Origin of the sequence: Citrobacter sp. L55 (assembly GCF_002850715.1) — a bacterium.
Taxonomy (GTDB): domain Bacteria; phylum Pseudomonadota; class Gammaproteobacteria; order Enterobacterales; family Enterobacteriaceae; genus Citrobacter; species Citrobacter braakii.
Genome location: NZ_KZ559406.1, coordinates 126,756 through 142,166, shown reverse-complemented (window position 1 = coordinate 142,166; position 15,411 = coordinate 126,756). Strand labels below are relative to the sequence as shown.

Here is a 15,411-nt window from a genome sequence, read left to right as displayed (position 1 = left end):
ATTTTAGTTACAACATACTTTTTTATAGCACAACCTCCACCATTTGACCACCGAGCCGAATGGGTCAGGCAGCTGAAATTTCAGGAATGTTATGCCAGACGGGCCAACTGAAACAAAAGCGAGCGCCGCCGAGTTCACTTTCATCACAAACGACCGTACCGCCCATAGCCAATGCGATCGAGTGAACAATGGCTAGCCCAAGCCCGCAACCACCAGTCGCCCGGTCACGGCTGGGGTCAAGGCGTACAAACGGTTCAAAAACCTGTTCGCGGGCGTCTGGAGCAATACCGGGACCGTCATCTTCCACAACCAGCGTCGCCTGATTGCCATTCAATAACAGACTCGCTTGCACCGTAGACTGGCAATAGCGCAGGGCGTTATTCAGTAGATTATCCAGTACGCGCTCCATCAGGCGCATATCCAGCGCGCCGTAGTCGCCAATATTAAGATGGCGTAAGCGCACCGCACGCTCAGGGTTTACACTTTGCACATCCTCCAGATGGGTTGTCAGCCAAACGGCCAGGTCTGGTACGCTGAGCTTCAGTTCATTTTGCGGGCGGTCCAGCCGGGCATAGGTCAGTAATTCTTCGATTAACCCTTCCAGTTGGCCAATATCGCGATTCAGCGCCTGGGATTCCTGCGCGGTGAGGTTATCACTCATTTCCAGCCGGTAACGTAAGCGTACCAGTGGGGTACGAAGCTCATGGGCAATGCCATCAATAAGATGTTTCTTACTGGCGATTAGCGCATTGATATTGTCTGCCATCTGGTTAAACGCGATACCCAATCGCTCAAAGCTGGAACCGCTGTCAAAATGGAGGCGTTCGCCCAGATGTCCTTCCCCAAAACGCTGTGCAGCAGCTTCCAGTCGCAGCATTTCCTGCCAGTGCGGACGCATCCAGATAAGTACCGGAAAGGCCAGCGAGATAGCAATAAACGCCATCAACGCGATGTCCAGCAAACGCATTTGATGGAGAAAATAGAGATAGGGAAGCGGGCCGACGGCCAGCACGTAATGGCTGCGTGGGATCCGTTGAATAAATGTGTACTGATCGTCAAGCGCCACGATATCGCCTTCGCGCAAACGTTGCATTGTTTGAACGTCCAGCGTGTACTTATTTAGCGGTTCAACGCGCAGGTCAAAGGAGAGGTTCAAATCCATCTCCTTCAGCGTTTTACCCCAGTCACGTGGCGGGATCTCGCGAAGCTCGCTGCGCATCAGATATAACGAGCTTTTCATTAAATCGTCGAGCGATTGTCTGCCTGCGCGCTCTGCGGTGAATTTATAGACCAGGCCGACCAGCAGGGTCATCACCAGAAAGCAGACAAACAGCAGGAGATAAAACTGTACAAACAGCTTCTTCATAAAAAATCACCGAATACATAATATAATGCTCACCGATACTCTCAAAATTGCTGTGATATAAAAATATGAATTTCAATCGCTGTTGTTATTTACTACTTATTTTCGCAGCGTTAGGCTGCATTTTCACCTCGCATCCCTTTGTTATATGGTTTTTGCTCGCCAACATACTGACGTTGGCAATGTACGGTGCGGATAAAATGGCAGCGCGCAGGGCCTGGTGCCGAGTGCCGGAGTCCACTTTGCTGCTATTTGGCGTTGTTGGCGGGTGGGGGGGCGCGATAGCCGCTCAACAAATCTTTCGCCATAAAACACAAAAACAGCCATTCAAAACCTACTTTATTATCAGTGTGATAGTTAATGTGTCTGTCATCGGAGCGGCCTATCATTTCTATCCCATTTCATCCTGGTGAACATCAGTGACAGGCAGCCTGCTTACTTGAGACAGGAAACGTACTTTTCACCTGAGCGCTGCACGATGTCATCGGCATTTTTCGTTATGTCTTTCCCTTCAAACGCGCCATAGAGTTGCTTAAATTTCACCGTACTCAGGCGGTGGGTAATGTCGCTGACCGTTGCGGCTGGCAGTGGCAACATATTGGGGTAGCTCCACATAAAGGAGACGGCATGCGCCCCAGGGGTGACCTGAACGATATCGCCGGAAAGCACCACGCCTTCATCTCGCGCCCAGTGCAGAACGCAGCCGCCAGCAAAGTGTCCGCCGAGGCATATCACACTGACGTCGCGTGTCAGTTCCAGGGTGTCGCCATCCCAAAATTTAATCCACGGGCTGTCGCGCATTACCCACTTGCGGTCATTGGCATGGAGATAAATGGGAGCGTTAAATTCGTCAGCCCAGTCTTGCATGGTGGTGTAGTAATGAGGATGCGAAATCGCGATGGCCTTAAGCCCGCCCAGGGACGTTATTAGCATTTTTGTGGCGTCGTCGAGCGTGGCAATGCAGTCCCATAAAATATTGCCTTCTGGAGTACGCAGAATAAACGCCTTTTGATCAATTGCAAAACCAGGAACGGTGCTGATGCTGAGGAGGGTGCTGTCATGTTGCCGCCACTTATTTGTGTGCGAAGCACAAAGTGCGGCAAAATCGACCCATTCCTGTCCGGTCGCGGGGACATACTGACGTTCGTCCTGGCAGATATCGCAATGTTCAGGAAGGGCGTCTGCCACCTCATAGGATGTTCCACAGGCTTTGCATAACGTGATCATCGTGTCTTCCTCTATTGAAAAAACACAGTCAGCATGGCACACCGATACGCAAGGGTGTGCCCTTTAGTGCTCTACACGATAAGCCAGTGATGGTGGGCGTGGGTCGTTGTGGCCCAACCAGCAGAAAGCAGGAATAATGTCTACACCGTCCCTGTCGAGGGTCATTTCCGGCGAAAAAAATGAGGATAATGTTTGGAAAATAGTCTGTTCAACACTTGGCTCAGCCATTGGGGACTTACTCCTGATGGCCAACCGCTTGAGACGCACACATCACAGCTTTTGCCCGTGGTGACCAAAGATGGTCAGAAAGCCATACTCAAACTCACCGACGATGACAGTGAACGAAACGGCTGCGAACTAATGGTCTGGTGGAACGGGAATGGTGCTGCGAAAGTGCTTGCTCATGCAGCAGGGGCGATTCTGTTAGAACGTGCAACCGGGGCGGGGTCTTTAGCGGACATGTCCTGGTCCGGCAATGATGCGCAGGCCTGTCGCATTATTTGCCATGCAGCCAGTCGACTCCATCTCCCCCGGAATGCGTCAACGCCTGCGTTAACACCGCTACTTTATTGGTTTCGCTGTCTGGCTCCTGCCGCGAAAAAGCATGGCGGCATCCTGACTCATTGTGCAGAGGTGGCAAACGTATTGCTCTCCTCTCCCCAGAATGAAGTCGTATTGCACGGTGACTTACACCACGGCAATATTCTTGATTTCGGAACGAAAGGATGGCTGGCTATCGATCCTAAAGGGCTGGTGGGCGAGCGTGGCTTTGATTACGCCAATATTTTTACTAATCCCGATCTTGCCGATCCCACCAAACCTGTCGCCATTGAGCCAGAAAGATTCGCACAACGGGTAAATATTGTGTCTGAAATCGCGAGGATTGAACGGCAACGTTTGCTGATGTGGATTATTGCCTGGTGTGGGTTGTCGTCTGCCTGGTTTTTGCAAGAAGGAGACTGCGCCACGATACCCCTGCGCATCGCAGAGTTAGCGAGCGCGGAACTCGCTTTTGGGGGTAATCAATTTTGATCTACGACACTGGGCTGGTAATTCTTTAGAGTTATCATTAGCCTGGTAAATGTTTTATTAATCAATCAGTGAACGGCGGTGTAGTGTGTTTTTTAGCGCAAATTTGACAGGCTGTGAGCAATGAACGCATTGTTTTTATTATTAAAAAAACGCCCGAACATTATTTTGTTGATGGTCTTACTCATCGGGGCAAACATCGTGGCGTGGCTGTGGGCTTTCACCGCGTTTAGCAACAACACGTCGTTACTGGCGCTTAGTCTGATCGCATGGTGCTATGGTTTGCGCCATGCTGTTGATGCCGATCATATCGCCGCGATAGATAGCGCTACGCGCAAACTTATGCAGCAGAAAAAACGCGCCCTGACGACGGGAGCCTGGTTTTCCCTGGGGCATTCCACCATTGTGGTACTGGCAAGCATTGGCATTGCGTTGACCACCAGCGTGTTTAAGCAACACATGGCATGGTTTCAGAATGTCGGCGGTCTGATAGGTACCACGGTCTCTGCCGTATTTCTGCTGATTCTGGCTACCATTAATCTCGTTATTTTCTGTCATGTCTGGAAGGCTTTTCGTCATCTAAAACGCACCGGTACTTACGATGGCACCACAGAGGATATGACAGTTTCAGGCCCGCTGAACTGGCTTTTCCGCTCGGCGTTTCGGCTGGTAGGCAAAGACTGGCATATGTATTTTGTCGGCTTTTTGTTTGGCCTGGGTTTTGATACCGCTACTGAAATTTCTCTGCTCGGAATTTCTGCTTCAAGCGCGTCCAGTGGCATGTCGGTGTGGTCAATTCTCGTGTTCCCGGCGCTGTTTACCTGCGGCATGGCGCTGATTGACTGCCTTGACAGTATCCTGATGGTTGAGGCCTACGGATGGGCATTCAATAAGCCGCAGCGTAAGCTCTATTACAATATGACCATCACCGGGACCTCGGTAATTGTTGCGCTATTTATTGGCGGGCTGGAGGCGCTGGGGCTTCTCTCTGACGCATTTTCGCTCCAGGGAGGTTTGTGGGATACCGTCAGCGAGTTGAGTGACCATATGGGGAATGTCGGGTTTGCGATTATTGGCGTCTTTATCGGCTGCTGGATTATTTCTGCAGTAAATTACCGTTGGAAAAAATACGACGGGCTGACGTTTAGTTAACACAAAAGAAAGCCTTCCGTGAAAGGGAAGGCTCGGATCTTACTTGAGGGCTGACTAATTCGCGGTGATGATACACACCATCTTCATCACCCAAATCTGGGTGATATTATAAGTGACGGTGTAACGTATAATGGTCGGCCCGATGGGATTACATTTGAGGTTCATCGTCCCAGGCGTGCGGTGCGAACAGATAACCTTTGTTGCGCACCGTTTTGATTCGATAGGGTTCAGTCGCGTTATCGAGCAGTTTTTTGCGTAACCGGGAAATCGCGACATCAACGCTGCGATCCATGCCGTCATAACTTACGCCGCGCAGGTTCTTCAGCAGCGCATCGCGGTCCATAATTTGCCCGGCATGGGTTGCCAGCTCCCACAGTAATTCAAAATCTGCGGTGGAAAGAGAGACTTGCTCGCCGCCGAGCAGCACGGAACGATTTGTTGGGTCGATAGTGAGTGTGCCAAAGCGCAGCGTCGTGTGCGGCGTGATGGTTGCCGCCTGAATGCCTTTAGACTGGACTGAATGTTCATTCTGGCGCAGATGCAGACGCAGGCGAGCAAGCAGCACTGCTGGCGGCGTTGTCTTCAGAATATAGTCACAGGCACCCATTTCCAGCGCCAGGATATGGTTCATATCGCTGTCCAGCGAGGTGAGCAGGACAATTGGACCCTGCCAGCGTCCGCGCAAATCGCGGCAGATAGTCATCCCATCTTTGCCCGGCAGCATGATATCTAATAACACCAAATCGGGTTGAACTTGCAGGATTTTCTCCTCGGCCAAATCACCTCGAGGCTCAACGATAACCTCAATATCATGCCGGGCCAGATAGGCTGCAATCAGCGAGCCAACTTCGGGATCATCTTCAACAAATACGATGGTGTTCATATCATTCATTTTGAATATAAAACGCCAACATACACCGCCCCGGTTTTTCCTTCCATTAATCTTTTCTAAACAAGAACGCTTCCGTTATGCTAGGGGCTGATGTTATTGATGTGTTAAGGCAGAGTGATGGGACTCGTTATAAAAGCGGCGCTCGGTGCGCTGGTGGTGGTGTTAATTGGTGTGCTGGCGAAAACAAAGAACTACTATATTGCCGGATTAATTCCGTTGTTCCCGACCTTTGCGTTGATTGCCCACTATATCGTGGCCAGTGAACGTGGGATCGAAGCGTTGCGTACAACCATTGTCTTCAGCATGTGGTCGATTATTCCCTATTTTGTCTACCTCGTTTCGCTGTGGTATTTCACCGGATTTATGCGCTTACCCGTTGCGCTCGGCGGTTCAGTGGTGTGCTGGGGCCTGAGCGCATGGTTGCTTATTTTTTGTTGGATTAAATTGCACTAACGCAGATGACGCCCGCCATCAAGGGCAAAACTACGCCCGGTGACAAAACAGCTGGTCAACAGATAGTCAATTAAATCAATGACCTCTTTTTCACCCGGCGCTGTTTTCATCAGTGATTTGTTCAATGCCTGCTGACGATACTCTGCATCGTCACCCTCGTTAAACAGGATTAGCGAGGGGGCAATCGCGTTCACTTTCACTTCCGGTGCCAGTTTGCGCGCGAACGAGCGGGTCATGTTGTCCAGCGCCGCTTTGCTGGCTGCATAAGCAATGTGCTTATCGCTGCCACGCTCTACAACATAATCCGTAAAATGGATAATATCGCTGGCCGCGTGTCCATGCCCGCGCAGCAATCCTTCCAGCGCGTGGTTGAGCAGGTAGGGGGTATTGACGTGAATCTGCATCATGGCCGACAGCACTTTGGTTAACGGCGCACCGGGCTTTTCTGCAAGCCAGGCACTGGCATTATGCACAATACCGCGCAGGCCATCCGTCTGTGCTTTGACCTCATCCGCAAAGGCCAGTACGCCTTCATCGGTGGAAAAATCAGCCTGGATACACAGCGCGCCCGCATCTCGCAGGCCATCAATAGCCGGATAATGCGTGCGGTAGCTGACAATAACTGGCTGTTTTTGATTAATAAAGTGCCATGCGACGGCGAGGCCGATACGTCGACCTCCTCCGGTGATAAGAATTGGCAAAGGGGGTTTTTTACCCATCGTAATCTCCATGTGTCGCGAACGATGGGGACAATGTTACCCCATCAACATCCAGGTCGCCGGAACAGCAGCAACAAGCAGCAGGCCGATCAGCGCCATTTCCTGGCGTTTTAATACGTTTTCATGCGCGTGTGTTTTACGGGCATAAAGGAAGACCAGCAGCCCTGGCGCATACAGCACCACAGACAGCAGCAGGTGCATCGGACCTGACGCATACAATAACCATATGCCATAAATACTCGCTCCGATACCGACAGCCTTATGAATTGGACGAGTGGCAATTTTCAGCAGAAATGCGCCGACCAGTAAATAGGGCACCAGAATCATTTCTGAGGCGATGGTTAATAACGTATTGTAGTCGGAACCTGTGAGCCAGATCAGCACCAGGCAAATCTGTACGCAGATGTTGGTCAGCCACAGCGACGCCGATGGCGCGCCTTGCGCGTTCTGCCGCGCAAAAATGCGTGGAAACGCTTTGTGCGTGGAGGCGAGGAACGGCACTTCCGCCGCCATAATCGTCCAGCTTAAATAAGCACCGCACACGGAGACAATCAGACCTGCGGCAATAATAATTTCACCCCATGGCCCCATCATTTTCACCATCAGACCGGCCATTGACGGGTTGCGGATCTCCGCCAGTTCGGGACGCGCGACAACGCCCAGAGACAGCAGGGTGACAAGCAGGTAAACGCCCAGCGCGGCGAGTACCGCCAGCAGCGTAGCGCGTCCGACGTCGCGTTTGTTTCTGGCACGAGCTGAAACCACCACCGCGCCTTCCACACCGATGAAAACCCACAGGGTGATGAGCATGGTGTTTTTTACCTGCTCCCAGACGGGAACGCCCAACGCTACGCCGGTAAAATCGAGGGTAAAGGTGTCGAGCTTAAACAGCATAAACGCCAGCACGATAAACAGACCAAGCGGCAGTAATTTCGCCAGCGTCGCCACCAGGTTAATACTGGCTGCCGTTTGCACACCACGCAGCACCAGAAAATGGACCACCCACAACAGCACCGATGCGCCAACAATCGACTGCCAGGTATTACCGTCGCCAAACAGACGTAACTCCGGCGTGTCGGTAAAGAAGCTGAGCGCAGAGAAAACAATCACCAGATACGAAACGTTAGCGATAACAGCACACAGCCAGTATCCCCACGCGGAGCAAAAGCCAATCAGCTCACCGAAACCTTCACGTGCATAGGTAAATATGCCACCATCCAGTTCAGGACGGATACGCGTCAGAATCAGCATGGCAAAGGCGAGCAAAAGGATACCCGCACCGGTAATCGCCCAACCAATCAGTAATGCAGCCGGGCTTGCTACCGCCGCCATATTTTGTGGCAGGCTGAAAACACCAGCGCCGAGCATTGAGCTTAAAACCAGCGCGGTGAGTGCGCTCAGACCCAATTTCTTTTCCATTTGTATCCAGTGACAAAAACGAGAGTGAGAGAATAATTATTTTGGCAAACCGCATAAAAATGGTGAAAGCCACTAAGGCGCGGGATTTTACGGAGAGAAGAGAACGCATGCAATGGGGATAGAGAGATTTGTGACTAATAGTGTGAAAAGTAGTCTTAATACTGCTGTTTTTGTTTTGCCTGAGGGGAGGATGGCGGGAAATTATCAGGTCTACAAGGCTGTAGACCTGATAAGGTACTGAGTATTACTTATACAGGTCAGCGCTGATGGTCATGTTATTACCACGTTCAGACCACTGGCGGGTGATGTGATAATACTTAGCGCCTTTCTTCGCTGCGCGTTTGGCTACCTGGTAAGAGATTTCAGTCATGTTGCCATAGTTACCGGTGAACTTGATGCTGTCGAACGGCACCATCATAGCGGCGGTTGCTTTGTTCAGTTCTTCAACTTTGGTTCCATCCGGCAGCGTGACAGTGTAACGCCCACCTTTGGTGGATTGCGTTTCGAAGAAACGACCGACTTCAGCGCTCGGAGACGCGGTAGTCGCAACGCCTGGGATCTCAACTTTCTTCGCGGCTTCGCCACCGGCGGCTAATGCGGCACGTCCGGCATCTGAATCTGCTGGGATCGCATCAGGGCTTTGTACTACGCGTTTTTTCGCATCAGCTTTATAGATGAATGCGGTAATACGCTGGTTGCCGCCCTGGTTGGCATCGACCTGGCGCACGATGTAGAAGGAGTAAGCGCCTTTCTCTTTCGCTGCTTTGGTGATGGCATCGTTCACTTCAGGCTGGCTGCGGTAGAAACCCTGCACCGTAACGGTATCGAATGGTTCTATCAGAACGGCCTGATCTTTCGGTAATTCCATAACGCCGTTAATGACACGGTTTTTGGACGCTTCCGCTTTTTCAGCATCGGCTTTATAGATGTCGGCTACAACGCGCCAGTTACCGCCGCTGCCAAAATCTGAGGTATCAACAACATAAAAGGAGGCTGCACCGTCTTTATCTGCACGGCGTGATACGGCGGTCACCGCGTCACCGATAGCATTAAAACGACCGGTAACCACAATGCGGTCATAGGGTTTCAGGGCAGCCGCTTGCTCCGGCGTCAATTCTGTCGCTGCATTTACAGAAAAAGCAGTCGCAGAAATAAGTGCGGACGCCAGGAGAGTGTTCTTAAGCTTCATAAAAATAATCCTTCGCCTTGCGCAAACCAGGTACTGGTATTGTTATTGACTAGAAACGTCGCTGATTATTGCATTTAAATTGTGTCAGTGTCTGCGTCATTTTTCACTCATCGTGCCACGTGACGTAACAACACAGATAACATTTTGTGATATGTCGAAAATTTCGGCATTTGGCGACCAAAACTGATAAAGCGGTTGAATTTCATAAGTTAATTTAATGTTAATCAATTGTTTTTGGCAGGCACGTAATCATGTTTTGCCGCTTCGCTTGAGCGAATTATCGGCCTTTGTGGGCTATTTTTAGGGTATTTTATCTGCCAGCGCTCCGATTCATCTCTATTTCGCGAATTTCATAATAAATACTGTTTTTTGGCGCTAGATCACAGGCGTCATTTTCAGTAGGTTATACAGAGTTTGTTACTGTTTTATTTTATTGGGGTAACACTGACCTCTTTCGAGAGTGCGCGCATGCCTCGTGCGAACATTGATAAACCATCATCACAAATACAGATGGAAGGGAACATTATGCGAATTGGCATACCAAGAGAACGGTTAACCAATGAAACCCGCGTCGCAGCTACGCCGAAGACGGTTGAGCAGCTGCTTAAGTTGGGTTTCAGCGTCGCGGTTGAAAGCGGTGCAGGTCAACTGGCAAGTTTTGACGATAAGGCGTTTGTACAAGCAGGCGCAGAAATTGTTGACGGAAATGCCGTCTGGCAGTCAGAGATCATCCTGAAGGTCAACGCGCCGGAAGAGGCGGAAATCCCGTTGCTCAACCCGGGCACGACGCTGGTGAGTTTTCTTTGGCCCGCGCAAAACCCTGAGCTATTGCAAAAGCTGGCAGAGCGCAACGTGACGGTTATGGCGATGGACTCCGTGCCGCGTATTTCGCGCGCGCAGTCGCTGGATGCCTTAAGCTCGATGGCGAATATCGCCGGGTATCGGGCCATTGTTGAAGCCGCACATGAATTTGGCCGCTTCTTCACCGGCCAGATCACCGCCGCGGGCAAGGTTCCACCTGCCAAGGTCATGGTGATTGGTGCGGGTGTGGCTGGTCTGGCAGCTATCGGTGCGGCAAACAGCCTGGGCGCTATTGTTCGTGCTTTTGACACCCGTCCGGAAGTGAAAGAGCAAGTTCAGAGTATGGGCGCTGAATTCCTCGAACTGGACTTTAAAGAAGAGGCCGGCAGCGGCGACGGTTACGCCAAGGTGATGTCCGAAGCGTTCATCAAAGCTGAAATGGCGCTCTTCGCCGCTCAGGCGAAAGACGTTGATATTATCGTTACCACCGCGTTGATTCCGGGCAAACCGGCACCGAAACTGATCACCCGTGAAATGGTCGATTCGATGAAGGCGGGCAGCGTGATTGTCGATCTCGCCGCGCAAAACGGCGGTAACTGCGAATACACCGTGCCTAACCAAGTGACCACCACCGAGAACGGGGTGAAGGTTATCGGTTATACCGATCTGCCAGGCCGACTGCCGACGCAGTCTTCCCAGCTTTATGGCACGAACCTCGTTAACCTGCTCAAGCTGTTGTGCAAAGAGAAAGACGGCAATATCACCGTCGATTTTGACGACGTGGTCGTACGTGGCGTTACGGTGGTTCGCGAGGGTGAAATCACCTGGCCTGCGCCGCCGATCCAGGTTTCTGCTCAGCCGCAGGCTGCGCCAAAAGCCGCGCCCGGCCGAAAGAAGAGAAAAAACCGGCCTCACCGTGGCGCAAATATGCGTTGATGGCGCTGGTCGTCATACTGTTTGGCTGGCTCGCTGATGTCGCGCCGAAAGAGTTCCTGGGTCACTTTACGGTGTTTGCGCTTTCCTGTGTAGTGGGTTACTACGTGGTCTGGAATGTGTCGCACGCGCTACACACTCCGCTGATGTCCGTGACGAACGCTATCTCCGGGATCATCGTTGTCGGGGCGTTATTGCAAATTGGCCAGGGTGGCTGGGTGAGTTTCCTGAGCTTTATCGCGGTGCTTATTGCCAGCATTAATATTTTCGGTGGCTTCACCGTGACTCAGCGCATGCTGAAAATGTTCCGGAAAAACTAAGGGGTAACATATGTCTGGAGGATTAGTTACAGCTGCATACATTGTTGCCGCGATCCTGTTTATTTTCAGCCTGGCGGGGCTTTCGAAACACGAAACCTCTCAACAGGGTAACAACTACGGTATCGCCGGGATGGCGATTGCGCTGATTGCCACGATTTTTGGCCCGGAGACCGGCAACGTTGCGTGGATCCTGGTGGCGATGATCATCGGCGGCGCGATTGGTATTCGTCTGGCGAAGAAAGTCGAGATGACCGAGATGCCGGAGCTGGTGGCGATTCTGCACAGCTTCGTCGGTCTGGCGGCGGTGCTGGTGGGTTTCAACAGCTACCTGTATCACGACACGGGCCTGGAACCGATTCTGGTGAACATTCACCTGACGGAAGTGTTCCTTGGTATCTTCATCGGTGCGGTGACCTTTACCGGTTCCGTGGTGGCGTTTGGCAAACTGCGCGGTAAGATCTCCTCTAAACCGCTGATGCTGCCGAATCGTCACAAAATGAACCTGGCGGCGCTGGTTGTTTCTTTCCTGCTGCTGGTGGTGTTTGTTCGTACCGAAAGCGTGGGTCTGCAGGTTCTGGCGCTGCTGGTGATGACCATTATTGCGTTAGCTTTTGGCTGGCATCTGGTGGCGTCCATCGGCGGTGCGGATATGCCGGTCGTCGTTTCAATGCTTAACTCCTATTCAGGATGGGCGGCGGCGGCGGCGGGCTTTATGCTCAGCAACGATCTGCTGATCGTCACCGGTGCGCTGGTCGGTTCTTCCGGTGCGATCCTGTCTTACATCATGTGTAAGGCGATGAACCGTTCGTTTATCAGCGTGATTGCCGGTGGCTTTGGTTCTGACGGTTCTTCTACGGGGTCTGATGAAGAAGTCGGTGAGCATCGTGAGATTAATGCGGAAGACACGGCAGAAATGCTGAAGAACTCGCACTCCGTGATAATCACCCCGGGCTATGGCATGGCCGTGGCACAGGCGCAATATCCGGTTGCTGAAATCACCGAGAAACTGCGCGCCCGCGGCATCAAGGTACGCTTTGGTATTCACCCGGTAGCAGGGCGCTTGCCAGGTCATATGAACGTACTGCTGGCGGAAGCCAAAGTACCCTATGACATCGTGCTGGAAATGGATGAAATCAATGATGATTTCGCCGATACCGATACCGTGCTGGTGATTGGCGCCAACGATACGGTAAACCCGGCGGCGCAGGACGATCCGCGTAGCCCAATCGCCGGTATGCCGGTGCTGGAAGTATGGAAAGCGCAGAACGTTATCGTGTTCAAACGTTCTATGAACACCGGCTATGCTGGCGTGCAGAACCCGCTGTTCTTTAAAGAAAACACCCATATGCTGTTTGGCGATGCCAAAGCCAGCGTGGATGCGATCCTGAAAGCGCTGTAATCGTCAGCGCAAACCAAGACGGCCTCTGCGGAGGCCGTCTTTTTAATACTCCGCTATTCATGATTACCGCTCATAAACCCATACGGTTTTAACCGTCTAATCACCGTAAAACGCCGTGTATATACTGCTTCCTGACTTTTTAGAACATAACAGGGCGCTATGAGTACACGTAAACATGCCTCGTCGGCGGCTATAGCAAGCCAGACTGGTCTTACTTTTATTCTGATCCTCAGTGGCCTGATGGCCTTTGCCTCGCTTTCCACCGACATTTATCTTCCGGCAATGCCGACAATGGCAGAGGATTTACATGGCAATGTAGAACTGACGATCACCGGTTTTTTGGTAGGTTTCGCCATTGCGCAATTGATTTGGGGGCCGATAAGCGATCATCTGGGACGGCGTAAACCGCTGTTAATTGGCATGGTGCTTTTTATCATCGGCTCCGCAGGATGTGCGATGTCCACGAGTATTACGCAAATTGTTTTCTGGCGAGTTTTTCAGGCGCTTGGAGCCTGTACCGGACCTATGCTGGCGCGGGCGATGATCCGCGATCTCTTTGCACGTACTCGCGCGGCGCAAATGCTTTCAACTCTGGTGCTGGTCATGGCGATTGCGCCAATAGCAGGACCGTTGATTGGCGGACAAATTATTCGCCTGAGCACCTGGCACTCTGTTTTTTGGCTGCTGGCGGTGATAGGGGCGCTGATGTTTATCTCCTTAAACTGGCTGCCGGAAACATTGCCGGAAGAGAAACGGGTGAAAGCTTCTTTAGCTGGCGCATTTCGTAATTATCGTTCGTTATTCGCCAATGGACGTTTTATGCGCTACACCCTGAGCCTGACGTGTTATTACGTTGCCGCGTATGCGTTTATTACCGGTTCGCCGTTTGTTTATATTAGCTATTACCATGTTGAACCACAGCAATACGGCTGGCTGTTTGCGCTCAATATTGTCGGAGTCATGGTCATGAGCGTAGTAAACCGTCGTCTGGTGCAACGGCATTCTCTGGAGCAACTGCTAAAGTATGCGACGATGCTGGCGGCGCTGGCTGCAGTGGCGCTTGCGGTGCTGGTTAAGCTGGAGTCAGGTGGCGTTGAAGCCATTATCATCACCGTTTTTCTGTTTTTCTCAATGAATGGCATTATCGCTGCTACTTCAACCGCTGCTGCGCTGGACGCAGTACCGAGCATCGCCGGTTCAGCCTCCGCGCTGATTGGCGCGTTACAATACGGTAGCGGCATTATCTCGTCATTGCTGCTGGCCGCCTTCAGCGACGGAACGCCATGGACTATGGCCTGGATAATTGCGTTATTTACGTTGTGTAGCGCCGTTCTGGCGCTACGGGCTAAACGATAAAAATGCCCGCAATGGCGGGGCGAATTCACTCTTTATTGAGATCGCTCAGCAACACGGCAATGCTTTGACCGCCGTTGGTTTGCTCAAGCGCGATTTTCACGATGATGGTCAGCGGTACAGAAAGCAGCATCCCGACAGGCCCCAGTAACCAGCCCCAGAAGATTAACGACAGAAACACCACCAGCGTAGACAACCCAAGTCCACGTCCCATAATCCGCGGTTCGAGGATATTCCCGAACACCAGGTTAATGACCAGATAACCTGCGAAAACCACCAGGGCGTCATAAAGGCCGCTAAATACCAGCACCTGAGCAATAGGGGGAATGGCGGCCAGCACCGAACCGATATTAGGAATATAGTTGAGCGCAAAGGCCAGCAGTCCCCAGACAAAAGCGAAACGCACGTCGAGTGCGGCGAGCATGCCCCAGGCCACCAACCCGGTCACAATGCTGATCGCCGTTTTGAGCACCAGATAGTGGGAAACGCTGTCTATGGCGCGTTGAATCGCCGCCATTCCCTCAATGGGACGACTCATCATTTGTTTGAGTTTGTTGGGTAACTGCGGTACTTCCAGCAGCATAAAAACCACCGTCAACAGCAGTAAAAATATCGATGACATGGCATTAGACAACTGCGCCAGTAAATTGGTCACCAGCGTCATTGCTGCATTCGGGTCGATATATTTGACGAGTTCATCTACGGAAACGCCGATCCCTGCGCGCTGTAACCACGGCTCAAGGTTTTTGAGTGGGATAACCAGTGAAGAGCGATACTGCGGCAGCGTTCGCGCAAGCTCATTTAAGGATGTACCTAAATACGCTAATAGCAACACCATTAGCATCACAATAATAACAATGAGCAATGATACCGCTATTACGCGCGGTATGCGAAGTTTGACCATCCGCTGCACCACGGGGTTAAGCACGACGGCAATAAATAACGCCAGAATAAATGGGACGATGATATCTGCGGCAACGCGGATGCCGCTCAGAATGATAACCAGCATGCCCAGCATAATGACTATTTTTAGGCCGTTAAGCGTGATGATCGGTTTCGCCATGTGTATTCCTGCATTTTTCATTTTTGAATCTGAATAATAATGTGATTTGCGTCGAGCCGTTATAACAAAAATCAAATGGGGCAGGTAAAGAAGTGAAAA

General features: G+C 51.6%; 13 protein-coding genes and 1 pseudogene. 7 read left to right on the top strand and 7 right to left on the bottom strand.

The genetic code is table 11. The features are described from left to right. Positions 1-64: 64 nt before the first annotated feature. Entirely contained in the window at positions 65-1,366 is a 1,302-nt protein-coding gene (gene rstB, locus B9P82_RS17285; protein WP_101700683.1) for a two-component system sensor histidine kinase RstB, read from the bottom strand. Positions 1,367-1,431: 65 nt separating this feature from the next. On the opposite strand from rstB, the gene B9P82_RS17280 reads away from it, so the two are divergent. After that, positions 1,432-1,776, top strand: coding sequence for a DUF1294 domain-containing protein (locus tag B9P82_RS17280; RefSeq protein WP_101700682.1), 345 nt, complete (start codon positions 1,432-1,434; stop codon positions 1,774-1,776). A gap of 22 nt (positions 1,777-1,798) precedes the next feature. Here the strand turns inward: B9P82_RS17280 and B9P82_RS17275 are convergent, their stop codons facing one another. Further along, positions 1,799-2,590 carry an MBL fold metallo-hydrolase gene (locus tag B9P82_RS17275; RefSeq protein WP_101700681.1) on the bottom strand — a complete coding sequence of 264 codons (792 nt, stop codon included), beginning with the start codon at positions 2,588-2,590 and terminating at the stop codon, positions 1,799-1,801. Between the two features lie 192 nt (positions 2,591-2,782). Here B9P82_RS17275 and B9P82_RS17270 point away from each other — a divergent pair, with 192 nt between their 5' ends. Together B9P82_RS17270 and B9P82_RS17265 are read left to right on the top strand one after the other, a co-directional pair. After that, positions 2,783-3,622, top strand: coding sequence for an aminoglycoside phosphotransferase family protein (locus B9P82_RS17270; protein ID WP_101700680.1), 840 nt, complete (start codon positions 2,783-2,785; stop codon positions 3,620-3,622). A gap of 120 nt (positions 3,623-3,742) precedes the next feature. Continuing rightward, the gene (locus tag B9P82_RS17265; protein ID WP_101700679.1) at positions 3,743-4,771 is read left to right on the top strand and encodes a HoxN/HupN/NixA family nickel/cobalt transporter; all 1,029 of its coding nucleotides are present in this window, start codon (positions 3,743-3,745) and stop codon (positions 4,769-4,771) included. A 148-nt stretch (positions 4,772-4,919) separates the two neighbouring features. Here the strand turns inward: B9P82_RS17265 and rstA are convergent, their stop codons facing one another. After that, entirely contained in the window at positions 4,920-5,663 is a 744-nt protein-coding gene (gene rstA, locus B9P82_RS17260) for a two-component system response regulator RstA (RefSeq protein WP_016153025.1), read from the bottom strand. 117 nt (positions 5,664-5,780) lie between these two features. On the opposite strand from rstA, the gene B9P82_RS17255 reads away from it, so the two are divergent. After that, entirely contained in the window at positions 5,781-6,116 is a 336-nt protein-coding gene (locus B9P82_RS17255) for a GlpM family protein (RefSeq protein ID WP_016153026.1), read from the top strand. Here B9P82_RS17255 and folM read toward each other — a convergent pair. The 3 genes from folM to ydgH form a co-directional block, all read right to left on the bottom strand. Next, the gene (folM, locus tag B9P82_RS17250) at positions 6,113-6,835 is read right to left on the bottom strand and encodes a dihydromonapterin reductase (protein WP_101700678.1); all 723 of its coding nucleotides are present in this window, start codon (positions 6,833-6,835) and stop codon (positions 6,113-6,115) included. The genes B9P82_RS17255 and folM overlap by 4 nt on opposite strands. Positions 6,836-6,871: 36 nt before the next feature. Next, positions 6,872-8,254: an amino acid permease gene (locus B9P82_RS17245; RefSeq protein ID WP_016153028.1), complete on the bottom strand. Its 1,383-nt coding sequence runs from the start codon at positions 8,252-8,254 to the stop codon at positions 6,872-6,874. A gap of 244 nt (positions 8,255-8,498) precedes the next feature. Further along, the gene (gene ydgH / locus B9P82_RS17240) at positions 8,499-9,443 is read right to left on the bottom strand and encodes a DUF1471 family protein YdgH (protein ID WP_016156455.1); all 945 of its coding nucleotides are present in this window, start codon (positions 9,441-9,443) and stop codon (positions 8,499-8,501) included. Between the two features lie 525 nt (positions 9,444-9,968). Here ydgH and pntA point away from each other — a divergent pair. The 3 genes and pseudogenes from pntA to B9P82_RS17225 all read left to right on the top strand — a co-directional run bounded on the left by pntA (position 9,969) and on the right by B9P82_RS17225 (position 14,252). Further along, positions 9,969-11,497, top strand: a pseudogene (gene pntA / locus B9P82_RS17235) (Re/Si-specific NAD(P)(+) transhydrogenase subunit alpha). A gap of 10 nt (positions 11,498-11,507) precedes the next feature. Next, the gene (gene pntB, locus B9P82_RS17230; RefSeq protein ID WP_016153031.1) at positions 11,508-12,896 is read left to right on the top strand and encodes a Re/Si-specific NAD(P)(+) transhydrogenase subunit beta; all 1,389 of its coding nucleotides are present in this window, start codon (positions 11,508-11,510) and stop codon (positions 12,894-12,896) included. 159 nt (positions 12,897-13,055) lie between these two features. After that, positions 13,056-14,252, top strand: coding sequence for a multidrug effflux MFS transporter (locus B9P82_RS17225; RefSeq protein ID WP_047358418.1), 1,197 nt, complete (start codon positions 13,056-13,058; stop codon positions 14,250-14,252). A gap of 25 nt (positions 14,253-14,277) precedes the next feature. Here B9P82_RS17225 and B9P82_RS17220 read toward each other — a convergent pair whose 3' ends face one another. Then, on the bottom strand, positions 14,278-15,312 hold the full coding sequence (locus tag B9P82_RS17220; protein WP_019076755.1) for an AI-2E family transporter: 1,035 nt from the start codon (positions 15,310-15,312) through the stop codon (positions 14,278-14,280). Positions 15,313-15,411 lie beyond the last annotated feature (99 nt).